Source organism: Mesorhizobium sp. M1334 (genome assembly GCF_040317995.1).
Lineage (GTDB): Bacteria > Pseudomonadota > Alphaproteobacteria > Rhizobiales > Rhizobiaceae > Mesorhizobium.
Genome location: NZ_JAMYLM010000011.1, coordinates 136,472 through 162,265 on the forward strand (window position 1 = coordinate 136,472; position 25,794 = coordinate 162,265).

General features: G+C 62.1%; 20 protein-coding genes. 7 read left to right on the forward strand and 13 right to left on the reverse strand.

The genetic code is table 11. The features are described from left to right. Window positions 1-147: 147 nt before the first annotated feature. Entirely contained in the window at window positions 148-1,740 is a 1,593-nt protein-coding gene (locus NKH17_RS19870; RefSeq protein ID WP_352900091.1) for a peptide ABC transporter substrate-binding protein, read from the reverse strand. A gap of 383 nt (window positions 1,741-2,123) precedes the next feature. On the opposite strand from NKH17_RS19870, the gene NKH17_RS19875 reads away from it, so the two are divergent. Both NKH17_RS19875 and NKH17_RS19880 read left to right on the forward strand, forming a co-directional pair. Further along, window positions 2,124-2,603, forward strand: coding sequence for a TadE/TadG family type IV pilus assembly protein (locus tag NKH17_RS19875; protein WP_352479491.1), 480 nt, complete (start codon window positions 2,124-2,126; stop codon window positions 2,601-2,603). 78 nt (window positions 2,604-2,681) lie between these two features. Continuing rightward, a complete protein-coding gene (locus NKH17_RS19880; protein ID WP_352900088.1) occupies window positions 2,682-4,388 on the forward strand; it encodes a pilus assembly protein TadG-related protein in 1,707 nt (568 codons plus the stop codon). A 16-nt stretch (window positions 4,389-4,404) separates the two neighbouring features. Here NKH17_RS19880 and bglA read toward each other — a convergent pair whose 3' ends face one another. From bglA to NKH17_RS19930, 10 genes are all read right to left on the reverse strand, one after another. Continuing rightward, entirely contained in the window at window positions 4,405-6,033 is a 1,629-nt protein-coding gene (gene bglA / locus NKH17_RS19885) for a beta-galactosidase BglA (RefSeq protein ID WP_352900086.1), read from the reverse strand. Next, on the reverse strand, window positions 6,023-8,029 hold the full coding sequence (gene glgX, locus NKH17_RS19890) for a glycogen debranching protein GlgX (protein ID WP_352900083.1): 2,007 nt from the start codon (window positions 8,027-8,029) through the stop codon (window positions 6,023-6,025). Before glgX ends, bglA begins: the two co-directional genes overlap by 11 nt. 226 nt (window positions 8,030-8,255) lie before the next feature. Continuing rightward, complete coding sequence (locus tag NKH17_RS19895) at window positions 8,256-9,884, reverse strand: alpha-D-glucose phosphate-specific phosphoglucomutase (RefSeq protein WP_352900080.1); 1,629 nt, start codon at window positions 9,882-9,884, stop codon at window positions 8,256-8,258. A gap of 3 nt (window positions 9,885-9,887) precedes the next feature. After that, entirely contained in the window at window positions 9,888-11,333 is a 1,446-nt protein-coding gene (gene glgA, locus NKH17_RS19900) for a glycogen synthase GlgA (RefSeq protein WP_352900078.1), read from the reverse strand. A gap of 3 nt (window positions 11,334-11,336) precedes the next feature. Further along, entirely contained in the window at window positions 11,337-12,602 is a 1,266-nt protein-coding gene (gene glgC / locus NKH17_RS19905) for a glucose-1-phosphate adenylyltransferase (RefSeq protein ID WP_352805298.1), read from the reverse strand. A 35-nt stretch (window positions 12,603-12,637) separates the two neighbouring features. Next, complete coding sequence (glgB, locus tag NKH17_RS19910) at window positions 12,638-14,851, reverse strand: 1,4-alpha-glucan branching protein GlgB (RefSeq protein ID WP_352900075.1); 2,214 nt, start codon at window positions 14,849-14,851, stop codon at window positions 12,638-12,640. A 142-nt stretch (window positions 14,852-14,993) separates the two neighbouring features. After that, entirely contained in the window at window positions 14,994-17,459 is a 2,466-nt protein-coding gene (locus NKH17_RS19915) for a glycogen/starch/alpha-glucan phosphorylase (protein WP_352900073.1), read from the reverse strand. Between the two features lie 175 nt (window positions 17,460-17,634). Continuing rightward, on the reverse strand, window positions 17,635-18,417 hold the full coding sequence (locus tag NKH17_RS19920; protein ID WP_254819893.1) for an ATP-binding cassette domain-containing protein: 783 nt from the start codon (window positions 18,415-18,417) through the stop codon (window positions 17,635-17,637). A 2-nt stretch (window positions 18,418-18,419) separates the two neighbouring features. Next, window positions 18,420-19,481, reverse strand: coding sequence for an ABC transporter permease (locus NKH17_RS19925; RefSeq protein ID WP_352479482.1), 1,062 nt, complete (start codon window positions 19,479-19,481; stop codon window positions 18,420-18,422). 154 nt (window positions 19,482-19,635) lie between these two features. Then, complete coding sequence (locus NKH17_RS19930; protein WP_502894341.1) at window positions 19,636-20,613, reverse strand: sugar ABC transporter substrate-binding protein; 978 nt, start codon at window positions 20,611-20,613, stop codon at window positions 19,636-19,638. Between the two features lie 266 nt (window positions 20,614-20,879). Here NKH17_RS19930 and NKH17_RS19935 point away from each other — a divergent pair, with 266 nt between their 5' ends. From NKH17_RS19935 to NKH17_RS19955, 5 genes are all read left to right on the forward strand, one after another. Next, the gene (locus NKH17_RS19935; protein WP_352479481.1) at window positions 20,880-22,109 is read left to right on the forward strand and encodes an ROK family transcriptional regulator; all 1,230 of its coding nucleotides are present in this window, start codon (window positions 20,880-20,882) and stop codon (window positions 22,107-22,109) included. Window positions 22,110-22,111: 2 nt separating this feature from the next. Continuing rightward, on the forward strand, window positions 22,112-22,558 hold the full coding sequence (locus tag NKH17_RS19940) for an RbsD/FucU family protein (RefSeq protein WP_023679299.1): 447 nt from the start codon (window positions 22,112-22,114) through the stop codon (window positions 22,556-22,558). After that, window positions 22,555-23,478, forward strand: a complete 924-nt coding sequence (locus tag NKH17_RS19945) for a carbohydrate kinase family protein (protein WP_352900069.1) — start codon at window positions 22,555-22,557, stop codon at window positions 23,476-23,478. The genes NKH17_RS19940 and NKH17_RS19945 overlap by 4 nt, the downstream gene beginning before the upstream one ends. 253 nt (window positions 23,479-23,731) lie before the next feature. Further along, the gene (locus NKH17_RS19950) at window positions 23,732-24,874 is read left to right on the forward strand and encodes a DegT/DnrJ/EryC1/StrS family aminotransferase (RefSeq protein WP_352900066.1); all 1,143 of its coding nucleotides are present in this window, start codon (window positions 23,732-23,734) and stop codon (window positions 24,872-24,874) included. An 18-nt stretch (window positions 24,875-24,892) separates the two neighbouring features. Beyond that, window positions 24,893-25,099: a hypothetical protein gene (locus tag NKH17_RS19955; RefSeq protein ID WP_352900065.1), complete on the forward strand. Its 207-nt coding sequence runs from the start codon at window positions 24,893-24,895 to the stop codon at window positions 25,097-25,099. Window positions 25,100-25,122: 23 nt separating this feature from the next. On the opposite strand, the gene NKH17_RS19960 is transcribed toward NKH17_RS19955, so the two are convergent. Beyond that, the gene (locus NKH17_RS19960) at window positions 25,123-25,527 is read right to left on the reverse strand and encodes a type II toxin-antitoxin system VapC family toxin (RefSeq protein ID WP_352900062.1); all 405 of its coding nucleotides are present in this window, start codon (window positions 25,525-25,527) and stop codon (window positions 25,123-25,125) included. Continuing rightward, window positions 25,524-25,757, reverse strand: a complete 234-nt coding sequence (locus NKH17_RS19965; protein ID WP_023679294.1) for an AbrB/MazE/SpoVT family DNA-binding domain-containing protein — start codon at window positions 25,755-25,757, stop codon at window positions 25,524-25,526. The genes NKH17_RS19960 and NKH17_RS19965 overlap by 4 nt, the downstream gene beginning before the upstream one ends. Between the last annotated feature and the right edge of the window lie 37 nt (window positions 25,758-25,794).

Here is a 25,794-nt window from a genome sequence, read left to right on the forward strand (position 1 = left end):
CCAGAGCGCGCGTCCAGCTGGACGATTGCGCTCTAGCCTTCAAATCTTCGCACCGACATTGCCGAAAATCTATTCCGGTTCCCGGGCCGATGCGATGGCAAACCAGCGCCGCCGCGCATTGAGTTGCGCGGCGGCCCAGCTAAGGGATCAGTCCTTGCTGATGAAGCGGGACGGATGGATGTCCATCACATTGTCGTCGAAGCCATGCAGCTTCGAGGAAACGATATCGTGGTAGCTGTAGTAGAGAAGCGGGATCTCGCCGACGTCGTCGACGAGGATGCGCTCGGCTTCGGCGAGTTTCTTCATACGCTCTTCGGGCTTGCCGCCCGCGGCGGCCGCCTCGTCCATGGCTGCCTCGAATTTCGGACTGTTGTAAACCGAATAGTTGTTGCCGCTGGCCTTGCGAGAGATGCCGAGAAAGGTTTCCGGATCCTTGTAGTCGGCGATCCAGGCGGCACGCGCCACATCATAGTCACCCTTTTGCTCGAGGAAGGAGTAGTGGGTCTTGGTGTCGGTGTTGAGCAGCGTGACCTCGACGCCGAGCGGCTTCAGCTGTTCTTGGATGGCGACAGCGGTGTTCTTGTGGTTCTCCGAAGTGTTGTAGCGGATCTGCATCTTCAGCGGATGCTCGGGCGTATAGCCGAGCTTCTCCAGGATTTTCTTGGCTTCATCTTCGCGGTCGATCTGCGGCATGTCGGCGTATTTTGCCAGTGCCGGCGTGTAGCCTTCGATGCCCGGAGGTACCATCGAATAGCCGGGCAGCATCGAATTCTGCCAGACTTTTTCGGCCAGGAAGTCGCGATCGATCGCCATAGAGATGGCGTTGCGCAGTTCGACATTGTCCCACGGCGCCTTGTCGGTCTTGATCGCATAATAGTAGATGCCGAGATATGGCCCGACGCGGACCTGGTCGCCGAATTTGGCCTTGAGATCGGCGAGTTGTTCGGTCGGCAGGTCACCGTAACTGTCGAGTTCGCCGGCCTCGAACCGCTTCATCGCAGACGAGCGATCCTCGGTCGGGACGTAGTTGACCACGTCGAACTTGACGCTCGCGGCGTCCCAGAATTTCGGATTCTTGACCAGCTTCAGATGGTCGTTGGGAATCCACTCCGCCGCTGTAAAGGCCCCGTTGGAGACCAGCTTGCCTGCCTTGATCCAGTCGGCGCCAAGCTTTTCGATGGACGCCTTGTTAACCGGATAGGTCGCCTGATGGGTCAGCATCTCCAGGAAGTAAGGCGTTGGCGCCTTGAGCGTGACTTCGAGAGTATTTGCGTCAATCGCCTTGACGCCCATATCCTCCGGCTTGCCCTTCTTGGTGTTGACTTCCTCGGCACCCTTCACGGGATAGAGCATGGAAGCGTATTCGGCAGCGGTGGCCGGATCTTCCAGCCGACGGAACGAATAAACGAAGTCGTCCGCCGTCACCGGGCTGCCATCCGACCAGAGGCCGTCCTTGCGCAGCTTGAAGGTGTAGACAGTGCCGTCGTCGGAGACCGTCCAGCTTTCGGCGGCACCCGGAATGAGGTTCGTCTTCTGGTCATGCATGACGAGGCCCTGGAACAGGTCGCGTATGATATCGGCTTCGTAGACCGTCGAGGTCTTGTGTGGATCGAGCGTCTCCGCTTCGGCGGCGGCTCCGCGGTTGTAGACGGTCTCGGCGAAAGCCGGCGTGTAGAACGTACCGGCGGCCAAGGCCATAGTCGTGGCGAGTACCGTCGCCTTCAGCACATGTTTCAACATGGAGTTCTCCCTAATGACGTCGCCCTTCAGCCACGTCTCTAAGCGTTGACGCCCCGAAACCGATTGGCTGGTTCCTTTCGAGCGCGCAGCCGGTTCCCTTTCCGGCAGCTGGTGGCCAAACAGTAACGTGGAGATTTTTTATTTCAACAGTCTCTCGGGGTCACCCAAAGTAAGGCGCCGGGATAGTCGCCTTGCGAACGGCCAATCAATGATCGAACCATGGGCTTGGCTGCGTTTCATCGCCCAGAAAACGCCCGTGCGTGGGAGATAATCTGGCGGATCATTTCAGTTTGCGGGAATGTCTTAATTGGTTCTTAGTCAACCACGGGTTACATATTTGGACGGGTTCGGCACATCCCTCTTAAGTTCCGTGGACAAGGGCAATGGATAAGACAGACAGTAAAGCTGTCTCATTAGCGGCAAAAAACACGTGTCGAATAAGGACAAATCTACGCAAAATTGGAGATGAGTCCGGAACTTCCGCGATCGAATTTGCCCTGCTTTCACCGGTCTTCATCCTGCTCCTGCTCGGAATGGTTGCATACGGTATCTATTTTGGTGCAAGCAACTCCTTACAGCAGATCGCCGCCGATGCCGCCCGCACTGCGATTGCCGGATTGAACCAAACCGAGCGCCAGGCGCTGGTGGCGAGTTTCGTCAAAAACAATGCCAGTGGATACCCGTTCGTCGATTCCGGCAAGCTGACATATCAGGCGACGGACAGCACGGCCGATGGAAATCAGTTCGTCGTGTCGATCCAGTACGATGCGAGCAACCTGCCGATCTGGAACCTGTTACCGAGCCTTGCGATGCCGCAAACCACGATCTCACGCAGGTCGACCATAAGGATTGGAGGCATTTGAATGTCGCAGTTCTTGCTGAGGGGCATCGGGCGGATCGCTCGCTCGCTGGTTGGCGACGAGAAGGCGAACTTTGCCGTCATGACGGCGCTGATAGCGCCATTCGCCCTGGGGCTTGCCGCCTTCGCCGTCGACGAAGGTTCGATCTACACGGAGCGCAGGGAAGCCCAGGCGATGACGGATCTGGCGGCGATCACCGCGGCGTCGAACATCAACAATATGGAAGCCGCGGCAGTAACCACGCTCAGTGACAACCGAATGCCCGGCATCATTGTTCAAAAGCCAGGTCAGACAATCGTCCCCACGGCTGGGAAAACCGTCGTGTCCGTCACCGGCGGTCGATACTCAGCGGCTTCCTCCGTTGGTGTCGACAAGCGCTTCGAAGCCGGTAAAACGCCGTACAACGCCGTTCGCGTCACTCTGCACAAAATCCCCGCCCGGTATTTCGCCAGTTCGCTCATCCCTACTCCGGTTATCGGCACCGAAGCCATTGCCAGCGTGACCCCGCAAGCGATGTTCTCGGTCGGGTCAAGGCTCCTCAGCGTCAATGGTGGCATCCTTAACGCGCTTCTAAGCAAGTTGCTGGGCGGCAACATCTCGCTCAGCGTCATGGACTACAACGCGCTGATCTCGGCCGACGTCAACGTGCTTTCGTTCGTCGATGCCCTCGCCGTACAGTTGCAACTGACAGGTGTCAGCTATGCCGACGTGCTGGCGTCAAAAGCGACGGTAGGCCAGATCGCGACCGCCATGGCCAATGCGTCCGGGTCGGGCAGCGCCAGCAAACTTGTGCTGCAGACGATCGCGTCAAGGGCCACGAACACGGTCAAGATACCCCTCAGTCATCTTATCGATCTTGGCCCGATCGGTAAGCTCGGCCTCGGGCAAAAGTCTCCCGGCTTTTCCGTCGACGCAAGCGCGATGGGCATGCTGGGTGCCGCCGCCTCGCTGGCCAATGGCTCAAACCAGGTCCAGGTCGATCTCGGCGCCACTATTCCGGGACTTACCTCCACTACGCTCGCCATCGCCATCGGTGAACCGTTGCAATATTCACCCTGGCTGGCCGTAGGTGAAAAAGGCACCGTGGTGCGCACCGCGCAGACACGAATCAAGCTGGTCACCACAGTCGGCATCGGCAATTCCAATCTCGGCGGCGGCATCAGTCTACTGTCCGTCAATCTGCCTCTGCATGTCGAAGTCGCCTATGCGGAAGCCAAGCTGACTGACATCAGTTGCCCGACTGGCCGGCCGGATAGCATCAAGGTGTCGATCGCCGCGCAGCCTGGCGTGGCCTCGCTGCACCTTGCCGCCAGCGACGCCGACAACAATCCATCGGCCTTCGCCGATTTCAGCAATCCGCAATCGTTCTCCGACACCACAATTGCCCAGGTAAGCGTGAAACTTCTGCTGCTAACCCTCAATCTGCTCGATGTGAAGGGTTCTTCATCACTTGCCATCACCAACAACGATCCGACCACATTGACCTTCGACAGCACCGATATCGCCAACAAGACGATAAAAACTGTCGCCACGAAAAACCTGACGCAATCGCTCACGACATCGCTGGTCAGCGGCCTCTCGCTCTCCGTCAATGCATTGGGCCTCGGGCTGGATGTGACGGCCCTGCTCGGAACGGTTAAGCCGGCGGTGGTAACGGTTCTGAACGGCGTGACGGCGCCGGTCGACGCACTGGTCTACAACGTGCTTGCGGCTGTCGGCGTGCATGTCGGCGAGGCCGATGTGCGGGTTGTCGGCGCTACTTGCGGGCGCTCCGTGCTTGTTCAATAAGATGATGAAATAGGGCTCAGCCGATCTGGCCGAGGAAGCAGCCCAGCGGCGGCAGCGACAGAATTCTTTCCTGCAAGACGCCGGCAGCACCGCCAAGATCTCTCGGCTCAATCGCTTCCAGATCCGGTGGCAATAGCCAGCCGGCCGGCTCGTCGGCGAAATTGAAGACACACAGCAGCTTTTCGTCACCGCCTTCGCGAATGAAAGCAAGGACGTCGCCTTCGGCATCGAGGAACCGGATCGAGCCTCGAACCAGCGCCGGATGCTGCTTGCGCAAGGCCAGCATCGCCCGGTAGCTCGCCAGGACGGAGGTTTGCTCGCCATTCTGGACGTCGACCGCCCGGGCGCGATGGCTTGCCGGGACCGGAAGCCACGGCTTGCCGGTCGAAAAGCCGGCATTGTTGGCGCCAGCCTCCCAGACCATCGGCGTTCGGCACCCATCCCGCCCCTTGATTGCCGGCCAGAAGCGGATGCCGAAGGGATCGCGCAAATCCTCGAACGCCAGTTCGGCCTCCTCCAGCCCAAGTTCTTCGCCCTGGTAAAGGCAGATCGATCCGCGCAAGCAGGAAAGCAGCACGATCGAGAATTTCGCCACCCTGTGCGGATCGCCGCCCGGCCTTGTCCATCGACTGACATGGCGCACGACATCGTGGTTGGAGAACGCCCAGCAAACCCAGCCGTCGAACACCTTACTCTCGAAGGCCTCGACACAGCCACGCACATGCGACGCCGAGAATTGCGGGCCGAGCAGATCGAAGGTGTAGGACATTTGGAGCTTGTCGCCACCGCCGGTATAGGCGGCGAGTGTCTGCAAGGAACGAGTTTCGTCGCCAATCTCGCCGACAGCGACGCGGCCTTCATATTCGTCAAGCAAGGCCCGGAAGCGCTTGAGAAAAGCAAGGTTTTCCGGCTGGCTCTTGTCGAACAGATGCTCCTGATAGAGATAGGGGCTGGTTGCCGTATTGGTGCCGGCGACGCTTTCCGCCAAAGGCGGGTTGCTGCGCAGCCAGCGGTCGTGCACGTAATAGTTGACCGTATCCAGCCGGAAACCGTCGACGCCGCGCTCGAGCCAGAACCGCACCGTTTCCAGCAAGGCGTCCTGCACCTGCGGGTTGTGGAAATTCAGGTCCGGCTGCGAGGCGAGGAAATTGTGCAGGTAATATTGCCTGCGCGTCGCATCCCACTCCCAGGCGGGTCCGCCGAAGAGCGACAGCCAGTTATTGGGGGCGGTGCCGTCGGGCTTCGCATCGGCCCAGACGTACCAGTCGGCCTTGGGGTTGTCGCGGCTCGTGCGGCTTTCGACGAACCATTCGTGCCGATCCGATGAGTGCGACAGGACCTGATCGATGATCACCTTCAAGCCCAACCGGTGTGCCTCGGCAACCAGCGCGTCGAAGTCCTCTGATGTGCCGAACATCGGATCGACGGCGCAGTAATCCGAAACGTCGTAACCCATATCGGCCATTGGTGACTTGAAGAAAGGCGACAGCCAGACTGCGTCGACACCGAGCGATGCGACATGGGCCAGCCTCGAGGTGATGCCGCTGAGATCGCCGCTGCCGTCGCCTGTCGTGTCCTGGAAGGAGCGCGGGTAGATCTGGTAGATGACGCAGCCGCGCCACCATTCGGCATTGTCAGCCATCATGGCTTCCCCCTGCGCCCGCCGGCGCTGTCCTGCTTTCGATGATGAACATGACCGTTCGCCCAGGCACCGGCCGTGAGATGTCGCCAGTGTCCGGTTCGATGGCTGGGCGCCAATGAAAACCCGCCCGTTCCGGCAGCGTAAACACGCAGGCTCGGCGGTCGCCATTGATGACCACCGCAAGGCGACTGTTCTCACCGCTACCGAGAACCATGACCAGCCGATGTCGCCTGGCATCGTGCCAGGCTGCTTCATCGAGCGGCACGCCGGTTTCCGTCAGCCAGGCGACGTCAGGTATTCGCGAGCCGGCTGGCAGCTCTCCGGTCAGGAAGTTGGTGTCCGAAAGCGCCGGCGCGGCACGACGCATCTTGGCGAGCAGAGCCGTGTACCGCTCCAGCGCCCGGTCGCGCCCGGACCAGTCGAGCCAGGTAATGTCATTGTCCTGCGCGTAGGCGTTGTTGTTGCCGCGCTGCGTGCGGCCGAACTCGTCTCCGGCCGTCAGCATGATCGTGCCGCGCGAGGCAAAGAGCGTCGCCAGCAGCGCGCACTGGTCATCGAAACGGGCCGTAACGATTGACTGGTCGTCAGTCTCGCCCTCGACGCCATTGTTCCAGGACAGGTTGTCATCGTGACCATCGCGGTTCTGTTCGCCGTTGGCCTCGTTGTGCTTGTGCTCGTAGGCAACGATATCGGCCAGCGTCATGCCGTCATGCGCAGCGATGAAATTGAGGCTTCGGCTCGTTGTCTGGCCTGCTTTGGAAAAGACGTCGGACGAACCGGCAAGCCGCGTCGCCAGCGCACCGATCATGCCGCCGTCGCCGCGCCAGAAGCGGCGGATATCGTCACGGTATCTGTCGTTCCATTCTAGGAAGGGCGGCGGAAAATTGCCGAGCTGATAGCCATCCGGTCCGACATCCCAAGGCTCGGCGATCAGCACCCGGTCGCCAAGAACAGGGTCGTTGCGAATGGCGTTCAGCAGCGGCGCATCGGCGTCGAAAACGCCGTCGCGGCGGCCGAGGATCGGCGCCAGGTCGAAGCGGAATCCGTCGACACCAGCGCGCTGGACAAAGTGGCGAAGCGTGTCGAGGACCATGTCCCGGACGACCGGATGGTCGCAGGCCACCGTATTGCCAGTTCCGGTGTCATTGACCAGAGCGCCGTCGGCCTCGTGCCGGTAGTAGGCGCGGCTGTCGAGGCCGCGCAGCGACAATGTCGGGCCTAGCCGGTCGCTTTCGCCGGTGTGATTGAACACCAGGTCGAGAATCGTGCCGATGCCGGCCTCGCGCAGCGCGGCGACCGTTCCGCGCAACTCGGCCGGACCGCCGGGCGCCAGTCGCGGATCGAGCGCCATGAAGGTCACGGGATTATAACCCCAGGCGTTGCGCAGCCCGAGCGGCGGCAAATGCCGTTCGTCGATCGACGCCGTCACTGGCATCAACTCAACGGCTGCAACACCGAGTTTTTGCAGATGCTCTATAACAAGGGGGTGAGCGAGAGCTGCAATGGTGCCGCGCTGCTTCTCGGGGATGTCCTTATGCAGCTTTGTGAAGGCGCGTACCGGCACTTCGTAGATTAGGCCGCCGGGCCGAAACAGCGGCGGCAAGGCAGGCAGCGGCTTCGGCAAGGCGCCGGCAACGGCCTTCGGCATCAGCGGCGCGGTGTCGGCCCCCTCGCCCCGGCGCGCGGCCAGTCGGCCGTCATAGGCATAAGGCCTGTCGATCTCGACGGCGTAGGGATCGGCCAGCAGCTTGTCGGGATCGAACCAAAGGCCCTGCTCCGGCGCGTAGTCGCCATCGGCGCGGAACCCGTATCGGGTGCCGGCGGCGAGACCGGCAACAAAAAGCGCGTGCACACCCTCGCCTTCCGACTGGAGTTGCAGCCGGTCGATTTCGCGGTTGCCGCGCTGGTCGAAGATCGAGACCCAGATGCGCCGAGCCGACGAGGACCATGCGGCGAAGCGGATGCCTTCTTTGGTGATGGTTGCGCCGAGTTGGCTCATACGGCGTCTCCTTCTCCCCTTGTGGGAGAAGGTGGACCGGCGCGCAGCGCCGAGACGGATGAGGGGTGCTGGAAGAAACGAGGCATGGGCGATTTGTGCAAAGGTATGCGCCAAGCTGGAACACCCCTCATCCGACCGACCTTCGCTCGGCCACCTTCTCCCACAAGGGGAGAAGGGGGAGCCTCGCAACGCAGGCCGAACTCAGACGGCCGGCTGTCAACCAAAGTCACGTAATCACGCTCGGCTTGGCGCGACCGGTATGGCTGCGAATCCCGGCGATGTCGTCGGCCGCCGCGATCAGGTCGGCAAGCGCCTCCTGGGTGTCGAGATCGTGGCGGTTCTTGTCCGGCTCGTAGCGCTCGACATAAAGCCGCAGTGTCGCGCCCGAGGTGCCGGTGCCGGACAGGCGGAAGACGACGCGTGAGCCACCTTCGAACAACACCCTGATGCCCTGGTTCTTGCTGACCGAGCCGTCGACCGGATCGTGATAGGCGAAATCATCGGCGCTGGCGATCGTCATGCCGCGCACGCCGGTGCCAGGCAGCGAGCCGAGCTTGGCGCGCAGTTCGTCGACGAGCGCATTAGCACGGTCGGTCTCGACCTCCTCGTAATCGTGCCGCGAGTAGTAGTTACGGCCGTAGGCTGCCCAATGCTGGGTAACGATCTGCTTGGCGCTTTCGCCGCGCACGGCAAGGATGTTGAGCCACAAAAGCACGGCCCACAGGCCGTCCTTTTCGCGTACATGGTTGGAGCCGGTCCCCGCACTCTCCTCGCCGCAGATCGTTGCCATGCCGGCGTCGAGCAGATTGCCGAAAAATTTCCAGCCGGTCGGCGTTTCATAGATGCCGATGCCGAGCTTTTCGGCGACGCGGTCGGCAGCACCGCTGGTCGGCATCGAACGGGCTATGCCTTTCAGCCCGGCCTTGTAGCCCGGCGCCAGATGGGCGTTGGCGGCGAGCATCGCCAGCGAATCCGACGGGGTGATGAAAATGCCCTTGCCGATGATCAGGTTGCGGTCGCCATCGCCATCCGAGGCGGCGCCAAAGTCGGGCGCATCCGGGCCCATCATCTCGTCGTAGAGGTGTTTTGCATGCACCAGATTGGGATCGGGATGGTGGCCGCCGAAATCCGGCAGCGGAATGAAATTGCGGGCGGTGCCGTTCGGCGCGCCGAGCCGGTTTTCGAGGATCTCCTTGGCGTAGGGGCCTGTCACCGCATGCATGGCGTCGAAGCGCATGCGGAAGCCCGATTTGAACAGCGCCCGCAAGGCCTTGAAATCGAACAGGCTTTCCATCAGATCGGCATAGTCGGCAACCGGATCAATGATTTCGACGGTCATGTCAGCCGCCTTGACCGTGCCGATCGTGTCGATGTCGACCGGCCCGATATCGGCGATCTTGAAGCTTGAAATCGCCTTGGTTTTTTCGAAGATCGCGTCGGTCAGCTTTTCCGGCGCCGGGCCGCCGTTGCCGGCATTGTACTTGATCCCGAAATCCTCATGTGGGCCACCCGGATTGTGGCTGGCCGACAGGATGATGCCGCCGAAGGTCTTGTATTTGCGGATTACATGCGAAGCGGCCGGCGTCGACAAGATGCCGCCCTGCCCGACCATCACCTTGCCGAAGCCGTTTGCCGCGGCCATGGCGATGGCCTTCTGGATGACCTCGCGGTTATAAAAGCGGCCGTCGCCGCCGATCACCAGGGTTTTGCCATCGAATCCATCCAGCGCGTCGAAGATCGACTGGATGAAGTTCTCGGCATAGTGCTCCTGCTGGAACACCGGGACTTTCTTGCGCAGCCCGGAGGTGCCGGGTTTCTGGTCGGGATAGGGTTTGGTGGCGACGGTGCGGATCATCAGTCAGGCAGCCCTTTTCGAAAGCAGCAAGCGATAGAGTTGAACATATTTTTCGGCGCTTTTGTCCCACGAAACGTCGGCCTTCATGCCTTGCCGCTGCATCGACGTCCACACCGCGGGATTGGCATGCGCCTCGACAAGGCGGCGGACGGCGTGCAGCAAGGCGCCTGCATTGGCGGGCGCGAATTGGAAGCCGGTCGCCACGCCGGCCGAGATGGCGGCTTCGTTGGCATCGATGACCGTGTCGGCAAGGCCGCCGGTGCGCGCGACGACCGGCACGCAGCCATAGCGCAGGCCGTAAAGTTGCGTCAGCCCGCAAGGTTCGAAGCGCGACGGGATGATGATGGCGTCGCAGCCGCCCTGCATGGTGTGGGAGAGCCCCTCGTCATAGCCGACGACGACGCCGATGCGGCCACGATGGCGGGCTGCGGCGGCAAGCAACGCGCCTTCCAGCCCAGCGTCGCCAGACCCAAGGATTGCCAGCCGTGCACCTGCCGCGACGATGCCGTCGACGGCAGCAGCCAATATGTCCATGCCCTTTTGCCAGGTCAGCCGGCTGACGACGCAGACGATCGGGCTGTCATCGCGATCGAGGCTGAAACGGTCCTCGACCGCGGCCTTATTGGGCATTCGCGCCTTAAGCGTCTTTGCCGTGTAGTTGGAGACCAGATGCTTGTCGGTTTCCGGATTCCATATCTCGGTATCGATGCCGTTGACGATGCCATGGAGATCGACGGAGCGCATGTTGATCAGGCCGTCGAGGCCCATGCCGAATTCGGGCAAACGGATTTCCTGCGCATAGGTCGGGCTGACCGTGGTGATCGCCCAGGCGGCCTGCAGGCCGGCCTTGAGGAAGCCGACGCCGCCGTAATATTCGACGCCGTCGAGCGCCATCGCCGCCGCCGGCAGGCCAAGCTCGCCAAAGATGCTGGCGCCGAACTGGCCCTGGAAGGCGAGGTTGTGCACGGTGATCATCGACGGCGTGCCGACCGCCTTGCCGTAGCGCATGTAGGCGAGCGTCATTGCCGACTGCCAGTCATGGGCATGGACGATATCGGGCAGGTAGCCCGAGATGGAGCCCCCGGCGATGTCGCCGCCTACCTGGCTCAAGGCAGCGAACCGCCGCCAATTGTCCGGCCAGTCGGCGCCGGTCGCGTTGCCGTATGGACCGCCGGGGCGGTCGAAAAGATGCGGCGCGTCGAGCACGAACAGGTCGAGGCCGGCGATCTGGACGGCGTGCACCGACGCCTTGCCGCCCTGCAGCAACGGATATTGCTGAACCGCCTTCTTTTTCTTGAAGGCGCCTATCACCTGCGGGTAGCCGGGGACGAGCGTGCGCATGGTGACGCCCTTGCCGGCCAATGCCATGGGCAAGGCGCCGGTTACGTCGGCGAGCCCTCCGGTCTTGACCAGCGGAAAGATCTCGGGCGCCACCGACAGAACCTGCATGCACTACGATCCCAGCCTGTTGATCATGTCCTGCGTGACCAGGCAGATGCCTTTTTCCGAAACGCGGAAACGCTTGGCGTCGAGGACGGGATCCTCGCCGACCACCAGCCCCTCCGGAATCCTGACGCCGTGATCGATGACTACGCGCTTCAGCCTGGCGCTGCGGCCGACATGGACGTCGGGCAGCATGACGACCTCCTCCAGTGTCGAATAGGAATTGATGCGCGCGCCGGTGAAGATCAGGCTTCGCTTCAGCGAAGCGCCCGAAACGATGCAATCGCCCGACACGAGAGACGACACGGCCGACCCGCGGCGGCCATCCTCGTCATGCACGAACTTTGCCGGCGGCTTCAACTCGGCATAAGTCCAGATCGGCCAGTCGCGGTCGTAGAGGTCGAGTTCCGGCGTGATGTCGGTCAGGTCGATATTGGCCTCCCAATAGGCGTCGACCGTGCCGACGTCGCGCCAATAGGCCTCGTTCTCGGCGGTCGAGCGCACGCAGGATTTGGCGAAGCGATGGGCGATCGCCTTTCCGTGCTCGACGATGTAGGGGATGATGTCCTTGCCGAAGTCGCGGCTCGAGCCGGGCTCTGCCGCGTCGCGACGCAACTGCTCCATCAGGAACTTGGTCTTGAACACATAGATTCCCATCGAGGCCAGCGCAAAATCCGGTTTGTCGGGAATGCCCGGCGGATCGGCGGGCTTTTCGATGAAGGAGATGATGGTGTCCTTGGGATCGACATGCATGACGCCGAAGCCGGTAGCTTCCATGCGTGGCACTTCGAGGCAGCCGACGGTGACGTCGGCGCCGGCCTCGACATGTTGGCGCAGCATCATTTCGTAGTCCATCTTGTAGACATGGTCGCCGGCCAGGATGACCATGTATTCCGGCCCATAGGCCTCGATGATGTCGATGTTCTGGTAAACGGCGTCGGCGGTGCCCTCGTACCATTGCGTTTCCGACACACGCTGGCTGGCCGGCAGGATGTCGAAGCTCTCGTTGCGCTCGGGCCGCAGGAAGTTCCACCCGCGCTGCAGGTGGCGGATCAGCGAATGCGCCTTGTATTGGGTGGCGACGCCGAGGCGGCGGATACCGGAATTGAGCGCATTGGAGAGCGCGAAATCGATGATGCGGGTCTTGCCGCCAAAATAGACCGCCGGCTTGGCACGGCGGTCGGTCAGTTCCTTGAGCCGGCTGCCACGGCCGCCGGCCAGCACATAAGCCATGGCGTCGCGTGCCAGCGGCTGGGTTCGTTTTATTTCAGCCATTCTTATCCTCCCAGGTTAGATACTCCAGACATAGCTTAGTCTGGGACGAATTCGAGCATGATTGTCGACAGCGGCGGCAAAAGCATCGTCGCCGAAATGCCTCCTCCTTCCGCCTGAGCCTCGACGCCGCCGCTATTGCCCATGCCGGAACCGCCATAATCCGTGGCATCGGTGTTGATGATCTCGCGCCATTTTCCGGCCTGCGGCAACGGCACGCGATAATTGTCGCGCGGCACCGGCGTGAAGTTGGAAATGACGGCGACCGGGTTGCCGCCCGGCGCGCTGCGCAGCCAGGCAAAGACCGAGTTCGCGCTGTCGTCGACGATCAGCCAGGAAAAGCCCTCCGGCTCGCAGTCGCGGGCATGCAGCGCCGGGCGCGAGCGGTAGAGATAGTTGAGGTCGCGCACCGTCTGCCAGACGCCGCGGTGGAGCCGGAAATCGAGCAGGTTCCAGTCGAGCGCGCGCGCCTCGCTCCACTCGCGGCGCTGCGCGAACTCCTGGCCCATGAACAACAGCTTCTTGCCGGGATAACCCCACATGAAGGCGTAATAGGCGCGCAGCGTCGCGAATTTCTGCCAGTCGTCGCCGGCCATCTTGTTGAGCAGCGTGCCCTTGCCGTGCACCACCTCGTCATGGGACAGCGGCAGCACGAAATTCTCGCTGAAGGCGTAGACCAGGCCGAAGGTGATGTCGTTGTGGTGATGCTTGCGGAAGATCGGCTCCTTGGAAAAATACTCCAGAGTGTCGTGCATGAAGCCCATGTTCCACTTGAAGCCGAAGCCCAGCCCGCCTTCATGCACCGGCTGCGAGACTTTCGGCCACGAGGTCGATTCTTCGGCGATGGTCATCACGCCCGGATGGTGGCCGTAGACTTCCTTGTTCATGCGCTGCAGGAAGCTGACCGCCTCGAGGTTTTCGCGCCCGCCCTTCTCGTTGGGGATCCATTCGCCGGCCTTGCGCGAATAATCGAGATAAAGCATCGAGGCGACCGCATCGACGCGCAATCCGTCGACGTGATATTTCTCGGCCCAGAACAGCGCATTGTTGACCAGGAACGAAATCACTTCGCGGCGCCCAAAATTATAGATCGCTGTGTTCCAGTCGGGATGGAAGCCCTTGCGCGGATCGGCATGTTCGTAGAGCGCGGTACCGTCGAACTTTGCCAGACCGTGTTCGTCAACAGGGAAATGCGCCGGCACCCAGTCGAGGATGACGCCGATGCCTGCACGGTGGGCGCCGTCGACGAAGCGGGCAAAACCGTCCGGATCGCCAAAGCGGGCGCTCGGCGCATAAAGACCCGTCGTCTGGTAGCCCCAGGACGGGTCATAAGGGTGTTCGGAGATCGGCATGAATTCGATGTGGGTAAAACCGGTCTCGACCACGTAAGGGATCAGCCTGTCGGCGAGCTCATCCCACGACAGGAAGCTGCCGTCGTCGTGAAGCCGCCATGACCCGGCATGGACCTCGTAGATCGATACGGCTTCGCGCCTGTGGTCGGCATTGCGCCAGTAGTTCCGGTGCGCCTCGTCACCCCATTCATGCGCCGGCGGCAAAGCCGTCACCGAGGCGGTGGCCGGGCGCAGTTCGGACTTGAAGGCGAACGGATCGGCTTTGAGCGGCAATCTCACGCCATCCGGCCCGATGATTTCATACTTATACGGGCGGCCTGCGCCGATGTCGGGAATGAACAGCTCCCAGATGCCGGTGTCGCGGCGGACGCGCATGGTATGCCTGCGGCCGTCCCACTCGTTGAAGTCGCCGACCACCGAGACACGCCGTGCATTGGGCGCCCACACCGCAAAATGTACGCCCGATGCACCTTCATGGTCTATGAGATGGGCGCCGAGCTTGTCGAACAGCCTGAGATGCGATCCTTCGGCGATGTAATAATCGTCTAGCGGACCGAGCACGGGGCCGAAGGAATATGGATCGGTCAGCCACCAGTCACCGCCGGCGTTCCTGGCGTGGTAGCGCAGCGGCTGGCGTTTGCGCAGCGACAGTTTGCCTTCGAAGAAACCGCGATCGTCGCGTCTCGACAGCTCGCCAGCCTTCTTGCCGGTCAGCGTGTAGGCAGTGACGGACTCGGCATGAGGAACAAAGCAACGGGCGACAAATCCCTTCCCTGCCTCATGCACTCCGAGCACGGCAAACGGGTCGCCGTGCGTGCCCGCGACAATCGCCGCGACATCGCTGGTTTGCGCCAGTCCGTCCGGCCCGCTTGTCGCAACGGTCGCGCGCGGCTTGCTCATCGGGCAGTGTCCCTCCTCGGGCCCAAGTGTGTTTCTAGTGAAGTTTTGAATTCGACAGTCGCAGGCCGCCTGACCTTCCAAGGGATGCGAAGGTCAAATCACTCCACTAGGGCCACATTGTTCCTGGTCTCATGCAATCACATCAGGCGGGCACGTGCCAGATGTCTTTCGCATATTGGCGGATCGTGCGGTCGGACGAGAACCAGCCGACGCGGGCGACATTGCGGATCGCCCTGGCGTACCAGTCCGGGCTGTTGCGCCAGACGGCATCGACGTCGCGCTGGGTGGCGGCGTAGGCATCGAAATCCGCGGCGACCATGAACCAGTCGCTCTGGTAAAGACCGTTGATCAGGTCGCGATAACGGTCCGGATCGTCAGGTGAGAAGACGCCCGATGAAATCGCCGACAGGGCCTGCGCCAATTCGGGCGAGCCCTCGATCACGGCGCGCGGATCATAACCATTGTTGCGCCGCTCGGCGACTTCCTCTGTGGTCAGGCCGAAGATGAAGATGTTGTCGCCGACGCATTCTTTGATCTCGACATTGGCGCCGTCGAGCGTGCCGATGGTCAGCGCACCGTTCAGCGCGAACTTCATGTTGCCGGTCCCGGAGGCTTCCATGCCGGCGGTCGATATCTGCTCCGAAAGATCGGCGGCCGGCATCATGATCTCGGCCAGGCTGACATTGTAGTTCGGCACGAACACCACTTTCAGCAAGCCGCGCACCGCGGGGTCGCGGTTGATGACACGGGCGACGTCGTTGGCAAGTTTGATGATCAGCTTGGCATTGTGATAGCTGGGCGCCGCCTTGCCGCCGAAGAATTTGACGCGGGGCATCCAGTCGCGCTCTGGATGTGAGCGGATCTGGTCGTAAAGCGCGACCGCTTCGAGAATGTTCAAGAGCTGGCGCTTGTATTCGTGGATGCGCTTGACCTGGATGTCGAACAGCGCCGAGGGGTCCACCTTGATGCCGAGCCGGTCGGCAACAAGATTGGCAAGCCTCGTCTTGTTCGCCCGTTTGACGGCGGCGAACTTGTCGCGGAAGGCGGCGTCCTCGGCGAAAGGATCGAGCCGCTTTATCTCGTCGATGTCGTCGAGGAAGCCGTCGCCAATCGCCTCTCGGGTGAGTGTCGTGAGGCCGGGATTGCACTGGATCAGCCAGCGCCGCGGTGTGATCCCGTTGGTCTTGTTGTTGATGCGGTCCGGGTAGAGCCTGTGGAGATCGGCAAACACCGTCTCCTTCATCAATTCCGTGTGCAGGGCCGAGACGCCGTTGATCGAGTGCGAGCCGACGAAGGCCAGATTGCCCATGCGCACGCGGCGATCGCCATTTTCCTGGATCAGCGAGATGCGGCTGATCTGCTCGTCCGAGAACTGGTCGGAGGCGCGCGCCTCGAGCAGCACTTCGGCGTTGATGGCGTAGACGATCTGCATGTGGCGCGGCAACAGCCGCTCGAACAGCGGCACGGGCCAGCTTTCGAGCGCTTCGGGAAGCAGCGTGTGGTTGGTGTAGCCGAAGGTGCGCTTGGTGATGCTCCAGGCCTGGTCGAAATCCATGCCGTGGACATCCATCAACAGGCGCATCAGCTCGGCTACGGCGATCGCCGGATGGGTGTCGTTGAGATGGATCGCCGCCTTGTCGGGCAGCGATTGCAAGTCGCCATACTGGCTGAGATGACGCTGGACGATGTCCTGCAGCGAGGCGGTGGAGAAGAAATACTCCTGCCTCAGTCGCAGCTCCTGGCCGGCCTTGTGGGAATCGGCCGGGTAAAGGACGCGCGACAATGCATCGGCCTTGTTGCTTTCGGCGAGCGCGCCGATGTGATCGCCGGCGTTGAACTTGTCGAGCAGGATCGGGTCGACCGGCATGCCGGACCACAGACGCAGCGTATTTACGCGATTGGCCCGCCAGCCGACCACTGGCGTATCGTAAGCAACGGCCAGAACATGTTCGGTCGGCTTCCAGACGTGGCGCTCGAGCCTGCCGTCCTTCGAGGTGATCGATTCCACCGAGCCGCCGAAGCCGACCTCGAAGGAGCGCTCGCGGCGTTCGAACTCCCAGGGATTGCCGTGATCGAGCCATGTCTCGGGCAGTTCCACCTGCCAGCCGTCATGAATCTCCTGCCGAAACATGCCGTTGGCATAGCGAATGCCGTAGCCATGCGCGGGGATATCGACGGTAGCCATGCTTTCCATGAAACAGGCGGCGAGCCGGCCAAGACCGCCATTGCCAAGGGCAGCGTCCGGTTCGAGCGCTGCAATGATGTCGAGGTCGACGCCAAGCGACGACAGCGCCTCGCGCATATTGTCCATCAGGCCGAGATTGGAGAAGGCATCGCGCATCAGGCGGCCGATGAGGAATTCCAGCGACAGGTAATAGACGCGCTTTTCCTGCTGGGCGTAGGCCTCTTGGGTCGCCTGCATCCAGTGATCGACGATGCGGTCGCGCACAACCTTGATCGAGGCGGTAAGCCAATCGTACTGGGTTGCAACGTTGGTGCCCTTGCCGACCCTGTATTTGAGGGCCTGCAAGACTTCGTCGGCGAGCGTCTTGGGATCCGGGTTTTCGAGTGTGGGCGGAGGAGCTTCGGTTGTCATCGCGCGCGTCATGCTGCCTCTCGTGACGTTGCCAGGATCATGCGGCTTTCACCATCTCTGCCAATGCTAGTGCATCCCACCGGATGTTCAATCGATTCAGTCGACCGAAACCCGCGTTGCCCTGCGGCAATTTGGCATTTGGAAACAGCGCGTTCGGGTTCCTCGGCGATGGGCCTCAAGCTCTTGCTCAAGCTGCCAGCGCCGCTTCCGGCGGCACCTTGGCGCCGGTCATGAAGGCGACGGCGTCGGACATCGTATGCTGCTTGGGATCGATGACACACAGGCGACGGCCAAGCCGGTGAATGTGGATGCGATCCGCCACCTCGAAGACATGCGGCATGTTGTGTGAAATCAGCACGATCGGCAGGCCTCGCTTCTTCACGTCGAGGATCAATTCGAGGACGCGGCGGCTCTCCTTGACGCCAAGTGCCGCCGTCGGCTCATCCATGATCACCACCCGGCTGCCAAAGGCGGCGGCGCGCGCCACCGCCACACCCTGACGCTGGCCGCCGGAAAGCGTTTCCACGGCCTGGCTGATGTTCTGGATGGTCATCAGGCCAAGCTCCGTGAGCTTGTCGCGGGCGCGCTTTTCCATCGCCGGGCGATCGAGCATGCGCAGCCATTCGCCGAGGAACCCCGGCTTGCGGATCTCGCGGCCGAGGAACATGTTGTCGGCGATAGACAGCGCCGGCGACAGAGCCAGGTTCTGGTAGACGGTCTCGATGCCGGCCTCGCGGGCCTCCATCGGCGACTTGAAGGCAACGGGCTTGCCTTCAAGCCGGATCTCACCTTCATCGGGCACGACCGCGCCGGAAATCGCCTTGATGAGCGACGATTTGCCGGCGCCATTGTCGCCGATGACGGCAAGGATTTCGCCCGGATAGAGATCGAAATCGGCATTGTCGAGTGCGGTGACGCGACCGTAGCGCTTGACCAGGCTGCGCGCGGTGAGGATGGGTTCCTGGGTCATGGCTATGCCGAAACCTTTCTGATCCATTGATCGATCGCCACGGCGCCGATGATCAGCACGCCGGTGAGCAGCACCTTCCACTGCGGATCCGCGCCCAGCATGTTGAGGCCCATCGAGACGACGCCGACGATCATGGCGCCGAACAGCGTGCCGAGGATCGAGCCGCGCCCGCCGAACAGCGAAATACCGCCGATCACCGTCGCGGTGATGGCCTGAAGATTGTAGTCGGTCACGGCGGCGGAAGGCGAGATCGAGCCATTGCGGCCGATGGAGACCCAGGCTGCGAAGGCGGCGATCAGCCCGGCAAGGGCATAGACCGTCACCAGCACCTTCTTCGTCTGGATGCCCGACAGTTTCGCGGCCTCCTGATCGTCGCCAACCGCGTAGACATGGCGGCCCCACGCGGTGTGGTTGAGCACGTACCAGAGGACCAACACGAGAACGACCATGGCAATGACGCCAAGCGTCAGCACGGCCGTGCCGACCTTGAAGCTCAAGGCAAACAGGTGCAGCAGAGGCGCCTGAACGTCGACGTCGGTGTCGCGGATGGTCTCATTGGCCGAGTAGATGAAGTTGGTGGCCATGACGATGTTCCAGGTGCCTAGCGTCACGATGAAGGGCGGCAGCTTCATGTAGGCGACCAGCACCCCGTTGAGCAGGCCGCATGCGCCACCAGCGACAAGCCCGATTGCCACCGCGAGCACGGCCGGCATACCGTAGCTGACCGCGCAATTGCCCATGATCACAGCCGAAATCACCATGATCACGCCAATCGACAGGTCGATGCCGGCGGTCAGGATGACCAGGGTCTGCGCGGCGCCCAGAATGCCGACAATGGCGATCTGCTGAAGGATCAGCGTCAGCGTATAGGATGAAAAAAAACGCCCGCCGATGGTGATGCCGAAGATAATTATCGCGAGAACCAGCACGATCAGCGGCACCGCTGCCGGCGTGGAATGCAGGAAATGCTGGGCGCGCTTGACGGCCGATTTATGCTCGTCGAACGCGGCGACGCTTGTGTCGCTGCTCGATAGAACTTTTTCGAATTCTTGTGCTTGAGACATGTTTCCTCCCCTGGGCTTCAGCCAAGAGCCAACGCCGTCCACGCCTTCCGGTCTGCCGCCGGGACTATTTGCGTTTAGACCGGCACATCGTCCACCCTGAGCGGCCGGGGATCAAGCCCCGGCCGATCGCGATCTGTTGCCGGTCAGGCCAGCCTCAGCCCCAGCACTTGGCGAGGCCTTCCTTGGTGTCGATGGACTTCACACCGTTGGCGGGCTTGTCGGTGACAAGGTTGACGCCGGTGTCGAAGAAGTTCTTGCCTTCGGTCGGCTTCGGCTTCGTCCCGTCCTTGGCGAAAGTGGCGATCGCCTCGATGCCGAGCGCCGCCATTTGCAGCGGATATTGCTGCGAGGTAGCGCCGATCACGCCTTCGGTGACCGACTTCACGCCGGGGCAACCACCGTCGACCGAGACGATCAGCACCTGGCTTTCGAGACCGACGGCCTTGAGCGCCTGGTAGGCGCCGACAGCTGCCGGCTCGTTGATGGTGTGGATGACGTTGATGGTGTTGTCCTTCTGCAGAAGGTTCTCCATCGCCTTGCGGCCGCCCTCTTCATTGCCGTTCGTCACGTCATGGCCAACGATGCGCGGGTCGTCCTCGTCGCCAATCTTGTTGGGGTCCTTCACGTCGATGCCGAAGCCCATCATGAAGCCCTGGTCACGCAGCACGTCCACCGTCGGCTGCGACGGCGTCAGGTCGAGGAAGCCGATCTTGGCATCCTTGGCCTTATCGCCGAGTGTCGCGGCGGCCCATGCGCCGATCAGCTTGCCGGCTTCCAGATTGTCCGTCGCGAAGGTCGCGTCAGCGGCATCGATCGGATCAAGCGGCGTGTCGAGCGCGATCACCAACAGCCCGGCGTCCCGCGCTTTCTTCACCGTCGGCACGATGCCCTTGGTATCGGACGCGGTGATGAGAATACCCTTGGCGCCGTCGGCGATACAGCTCTCGATTGCAGCCACCTGGCTCTCGCTGTCGCCGTCGATCTTGCCGGCGTAAGTCTTGAGATCGACGCCAAGCTCCTTGGCCTTGGCCGTCGCACCTTCCTTCATCTTGACGAAGAAGGGATTGGTGTCGGTCTTGGTGATCAAGCAGGCGCCGACCCCGGCGGCCGATGCCGTCGACGCAAAGGCCATCAGGCTCAGTCCGGCCGCGGCGAACACGGTGGATTTCAACAGTTTTGACGTAGTCACGATTTTCCTCCCATGGAACCATTTAGGATGCCGGCCAACCGACATCTGCAGCGCGTCCGACGAGATCTCCCAGGATCGGCGCCGATCCCAAGAGACACCAGTCCGCCAGCACTGTCAATAATTAAATCACTCTTATTTATTATTGACAACGCAGGATTGTTCACCCACTCTAGACCAAAAGCATTGAGGGGAAACGACGGAGGAACAGGGTGGAGACCGGCGTTACGAGGCACGGTTCGCCCAATGCGGCCGAAAGCCGTCTGCACCGCGGCACCAATCAAAGCGGCATGCGGGACCACAATGAGCGGCTGGTGCTGTCGCTGGTGCGCCAGCATGGCAGCCTGGCCAAATCCGACATTGCACGCATGACCGGCCTTTCGGCGCAGACGGTCTCAGTGATCATGCGCGAGTTGGAGGAGGACGACCTGCTCGTCCGCCAGGCGCCGTTGCGCGGCAAGATCGGCCAGCCCTCGATACCCATGGCGCTCAATCCCGACGGTGCCTATTTCATCGGCCTGAAGATCGGCCGCCGCAGCGCCGAATTGGTGCTGATCGATTTCCTCGGCAACGTACGCTCGATGCTGCAGCATTCCTACCGCTACCCTGCCCCGCGCGAGACGGTGGAATTCGTCACAGGCGGCATGAACAAGATGCGCGGCGAGCTCACCCCGGCGCAGGATAAGCGCATTGCCGGGCTTGGCATCGCCATGCCGTTCGAATTGTGGAACTGGGCCGATACCGCCGGCGCACCGCGCGAAATCATGGACGAATGGCGCCATCGCGACATCCGCGCCGACATCCAGGCGCAATGCGAATTTCCAGTCTATCTGCAGAACGACGCCACCTCGGCCTGCGGTGCCGAGCTCGTGTTCGGCCACGCGGCGGGTGCGGCACGCGATTTCGTCTATTTCTACATCGGCGCCTTTGCCGGCGGCGGCATCGTGCTGAACGGCCGGTTGTTTGGCGGCCCAACCGGCAATGCCGGCGCGCTGGGCTCGATGCCGGTGCCCGGGCCGGACGGCAAGCCGACGCAGTTGATCGACGTGGCGTCGATCGCCATGCTGGAAAAGGCGCTCAACGCGCGCGGCATCGAGGCCTCGCATCTGTGGACATCACCAGGGGACTGGGGCGAGATCGGCGCCGAGCTCGACGACTGGATCGCCAGCGCCTCGCAGGCGCTGGCCTATGCCATCGTTTCGGCGTCCTCCGTCATTGATTTCGAAGCCGCGGTGATCGACGGGTGGATGCCGATTGCCGTGCGCAGGCGGCTTGTCGATGCCGTCATCCAGGCCATCGGCCGGATCGACGGCGAGGGCCTGAGGCTGCCGGCCATTCGCGAGGGAACCGTCGGCATCCATGCGCGGGCGCTGGGTGGCGCCAGCCTGCCGCTGTCGGAGCGCTTCCTTATCGGTTCGACCACGATTTCCCGGAGCTTCTGAGCATGCTGATCGGCATCCCGGCGCTGCTCGGCCCGGAGCTTCTGGCGATATTGCGCGCCATGGGCCATGGCGACGAGATCGCCTTGGTCGACGGCAACTACCCGGCCGAGCAGCAGGCACAGCGGCTGATCCGCGCCGACGGTCATCATCTCGTCCCGGTGCTCGATGCGGTATTGAGCGTATTGCCGGTCGACGACGCCGTGCCGCAGGCGCTGTTTCGCGCCTCGGCCAAAGGCGATCCCCTGCTCGCCGATCCGGTTCACCATGAGATGGAAGCGATCTGCGCCAGGCGTGCGCCGGGCCGCAAGGTGGTTGCGCTTGCCGGCGCCGACTTCTATGCACGGGTGAAGGCCGCGCACGCAATTGTCGCGACGAGCGAGCCGCGGCTTTATGCCAACATCATCATTCGCAAGGGCGTGATCTATCCGCCGGAAAGCAAGACTTCATGATCCTCTGCTGTGGCGAAGCCCTGATCGATATGCTGCCGCGGACCACGACGGAGGGCGAGTCGGCCTTTGCGCCCTATGTCGGCGGTGCCGTCTTCAACTCGGCAATTGCGCTTGGCCGGCTCGGCGCGCCCGCTGCCTTCTTCTCCGGCCTGTCGTCGGATCTGTTCGGGGGCCAGCTCAGGGAGGCGCTGGGAGCCAGCAAGGTCAGTTCCACCTATGCACACACCTCGCCGCGCCCGACTACGCTCGCCTTTGTGCGGCTCAACAACGGCCAGGCGACCTACACCTTCTATGACGAGAACACCGCCGGGCGCATGCTGACCATCGAGGACCTGCCGGAACTCGGCAGCGAGATCGAGGCCATGCTGTTCGGCGCCATTAGCCTGATCTCGGAGCCGGCCGGGTCGGCCTATGAAGAGTTCATGCGACGCGAGCATGAGCGCCGAGTGATGATGCTCGACCCCAACATCCGGCCAAACTTCATTCCCGACAAGGCCAAGCACCTCAGGCGCATCCGCGGCATGATGGCGATGGCCGACATCGTCAAATTGTCGGACGAGGATTTGAACTGGTTCGGCGAAGCCGGCTCGCATGAGGACGTCGTGCGCAACTGGCTGGAGCGCGGCCCGAAGCTGATCGTGGTCACCCACGGCAGCGAGGGCGCGGTCGGTTACAGCAGCCGGCACCGGGTCACGGTCGTGCCGGACAAGGTCGAGGTGGTCGATACGGTCGGCGCCGGCGACACATTCAATGCCGGCATCCTTGCCTCCTTGCACGAACAGAGCCTGTTGTCGAAGACGGCAATCGCCAGCCTGCCGGAGGAAGCCATCCATAAGGCGCTGACGCTCGGCGCGAAAGCCGCGGCTGTGACGGTCTCGCGGGCCGGCGCCAACCCGCCGTGGCGGCATGAAATCGCCTGACCGGCTGGCAACACGCTCAAGGACCTGCCTGCCGCGATCACTTTATGTTTCGTCGACCCGGCGGGACCGGCTGTGAAGGTCCATATCGAGCCGGCCGAGGCCCGGATTTCCCCACGTTTAAGAGGGCAGGTCGGAAGTCAGCGGTAACAGGCTGCGACATTTGAGCAATTCAGGGTTTTGCCCTGCGGCTTTCTCGGCCGTGCCAAGTCTGCTACCAGCGGCCGGTTATCTGACTAAAACCGTTGAGGCCGACATGCAGTTCATCGATCTTGGCGCGCAGCGCGAACGCATCCGCGACAGGCTGAAAGCGGCAATCGACCGGGTCGTCGACGAAGGTCGCTATATCCTCGGGCCGCAGGTCACCGAATTCGAAAACAACCTCGCCGCCTATATCGGCACCAAGCACGTGGTCGCTTGCGCCAACGGCACCGATGCGCTGCTGTTGCCGCTGTTTGCCGCCGGCATCGGCCCGGGCGACGCGGTGTTCGTGCCGAGCTTCACTTTTGCCGCCACGGCCGAAGTGGTGGCGCTGACCAAGGCCGAACCGGTGTTCGTCGATGTCGATGCCGACAGCTACAATATCGACACCGCCAGCCTCGAGGCGGCAATCGCCATGATCAAGGCGGAAGGCCGGCTGAGGCCGAAGGCAATCATTCCCGTCGACCTGTTCGGCCTCGCCGCCGATTACGAGGCGATCATGGCCATCGCTGATCGCGAAGGCCTGATGGTCATCGAGGATGCGGCGCAGGCGACCGGCGGCTCGGCCGACGGCAAGATGTGCGGCTCGTTCGGCACCGTCGGCTCGACCAGCTTCTATCCGGCAAAGCCGCTCGGCTGCTATGGCGACGGCGGTGCGATGTTCACCAACGACGATGCGCTGGCCGAACAGCTGCGCTCGTTCGCCTTTCACGGCAAGGGCGAAACGCAATACGACAATGTCCGCGTCGGCATCAATTCACGGCTCGACACGCTTCAGGCGGCGATCCTGATAGAGAAGCTGGCCATCCTCGAGGACGAGATGGTGGCGCGGCAAGCGGTCGCCAATCGCTATGCCGAAGGTCTCGGCGATATCGTCAAGGCGGCGCGCAATCTGGGCGGCGGCCGCTCGGCCTGGGCGCAATACGCCATCGAAACGCCGAAACGCGACGGGCTCAAGGCACATCTCGGTGAAAAGGGCATTCCGTCGGTCATCTACTATGTGAAACCGCTGCACAGCCAGATTGCCTATCGCGATTATCCGCGCACCCCGACCGGCCTTGCCGTTTCGGAAGAGCTGCCGAAGCGCATCCTGTGCCTGCCGATGCATCCCTATCTGAGCGAGGCTGACCAGGACCGGATCATCGAAACGATCCGTAACTATATCGGCTCGAATTCGGCGCATGTAGCGGCGGCATAGATTCGAAAGCTTCGAAGCGTGGTCGCGGATTACATCGACGAGTTCATCATGTTCTGCGCCGGGTTGTGGATGGCTGGCGTCGGGTTCGGATTTTTCTTGGACCCCTCTCAAGCTCGCCCCGGCCAACGGCAGGCATGGTGGACGAACTTTGGAACCCATTTTAAATGGATGGGGCCGCTGTTGATCATCATCGCGATAGTGCTCGCATTCGCGGCGCCTTCCTAGCGGACCCTATTTCGGCGGGCTATTCACGAGTTCGGTGTGATCAGCTTGAGCGACGGAAAGTAGGTACGGTAGCGGCCAACATCGCGCGTGAGTAGCGGCAGCCCATTGACGGCGGCATGAGCACCGATGAAGAAATCAGGCAGCACGCCGGTGCGCAATCCCCCCGATCGCCGGTACTGCGTAAAAACCTTTCCCGCGAGGAACAGTGCTGCCCGTGGCATAGGAGCCACTTCGAGACCAGCTTCATCAACAAAGGCGTCGAGATCCTCGATGCGCTCGTATCGGACGGCAAGCTCTGCATAGACAGCATCGTTGATCAATAACGGGCCATTCAGGCTTTGCGCCTCAAGCTGGGCGATCGACCAATCCGCCCAGTTCGGATCGTCCGTAACAAGATTAAGCAGAACGTTGGTGTCGACCAGCGTCACACGTCGCCACGCGTCAGTGCCATGATCGCGGCGGTACCGAGGCCCTTGCCGGCATGGCCGCGCAATTTCGCGAAGCGGCTCGCGGGCTGCTTCTTGTCACTGCGCGTAATCACGACGCTGCCGTCATCGGCGCGGCGGAAATCGACTCCGCTGCCCGGAACAATCCCAAGCAGTTCGCGAACCGGCTTTGGGATGGTCACCTGTCCCTTGGCTGTGACTTTGGTGGTCATGTTCACACCTCGGTAATACCAACAGCCAACAAGGTAT

What these genes read in the sequence shown, in the direction of transcription:
- NKH17_RS19920 (WP_254819893.1), bottom strand. Translation starts at nt 18,417, where the DNA reads ATGACCCAGGAACCCATCCTCACCGCGCGCAGCCTGGTCAAGCGCTAC.
- glgC (WP_352805298.1), bottom strand. Translation starts at nt 12,602, where the DNA reads ATGGCTGAAATAAAACGAACCCAGCCGCTGGCACGCGACGCCATGGCT.
- NKH17_RS19950 (WP_352900066.1), top strand. Translation starts at nt 23,732, where the DNA reads ATGCAGTTCATCGATCTTGGCGCGCAGCGCGAACGCATCCGCGACAGG.
- glgA (WP_352900078.1), bottom strand. Translation starts at nt 11,333, where the DNA reads ATGCAGGTTCTGTCGGTGGCGCCCGAGATCTTTCCGCTGGTCAAGACC.
- glgB (WP_352900075.1), bottom strand. Translation starts at nt 14,851, where the DNA reads ATGAGCAAGCCGCGCGCGACCGTTGCGACAAGCGGGCCGGACGGACTG.
- bglA (WP_352900086.1), bottom strand. Translation starts at nt 6,033, where the DNA reads ATGATGGCTGACAATGCCGAATGGTGGCGCGGCTGCGTCATCTACCAG.
- NKH17_RS19870 (WP_352900091.1), bottom strand. Translation starts at nt 1,740, where the DNA reads ATGTTGAAACATGTGCTGAAGGCGACGGTACTCGCCACGACTATGGCC.
- NKH17_RS19875 (WP_352479491.1), top strand. Translation starts at nt 2,124, where the DNA reads ATGGATAAGACAGACAGTAAAGCTGTCTCATTAGCGGCAAAAAACACG.
- NKH17_RS19965 (WP_023679294.1), bottom strand. Translation starts at nt 25,757, where the DNA reads ATGACCACCAAAGTCACAGCCAAGGGACAGGTGACCATCCCAAAGCCG.
- NKH17_RS19895 (WP_352900080.1), bottom strand. Translation starts at nt 9,884, where the DNA reads ATGATCCGCACCGTCGCCACCAAACCCTATCCCGACCAGAAACCCGGC.
- NKH17_RS19880 (WP_352900088.1), top strand. Translation starts at nt 2,682, where the DNA reads ATGACGGCGCTGATAGCGCCATTCGCCCTGGGGCTTGCCGCCTTCGCC.
- NKH17_RS19930 (WP_502894341.1), bottom strand. Translation starts at nt 20,613, where the DNA reads ATGGCCTTTGCGTCGACGGCATCGGCCGCCGGGGTCGGCGCCTGCTTG.
- NKH17_RS19945 (WP_352900069.1), top strand. Translation starts at nt 22,555, where the DNA reads ATGATCCTCTGCTGTGGCGAAGCCCTGATCGATATGCTGCCGCGGACC.
- NKH17_RS19940 (WP_023679299.1), top strand. Translation starts at nt 22,112, where the DNA reads ATGCTGATCGGCATCCCGGCGCTGCTCGGCCCGGAGCTTCTGGCGATA.
- NKH17_RS19915 (WP_352900073.1), bottom strand. Translation starts at nt 17,459, where the DNA reads ATGACGCGCGCGATGACAACCGAAGCTCCTCCGCCCACACTCGAAAAC.
- NKH17_RS19925 (WP_352479482.1), bottom strand. Translation starts at nt 19,481, where the DNA reads ATGTCTCAAGCACAAGAATTCGAAAAAGTTCTATCGAGCAGCGACACA.
- glgX (WP_352900083.1), bottom strand. Translation starts at nt 8,029, where the DNA reads ATGAGCCAACTCGGCGCAACCATCACCAAAGAAGGCATCCGCTTCGCC.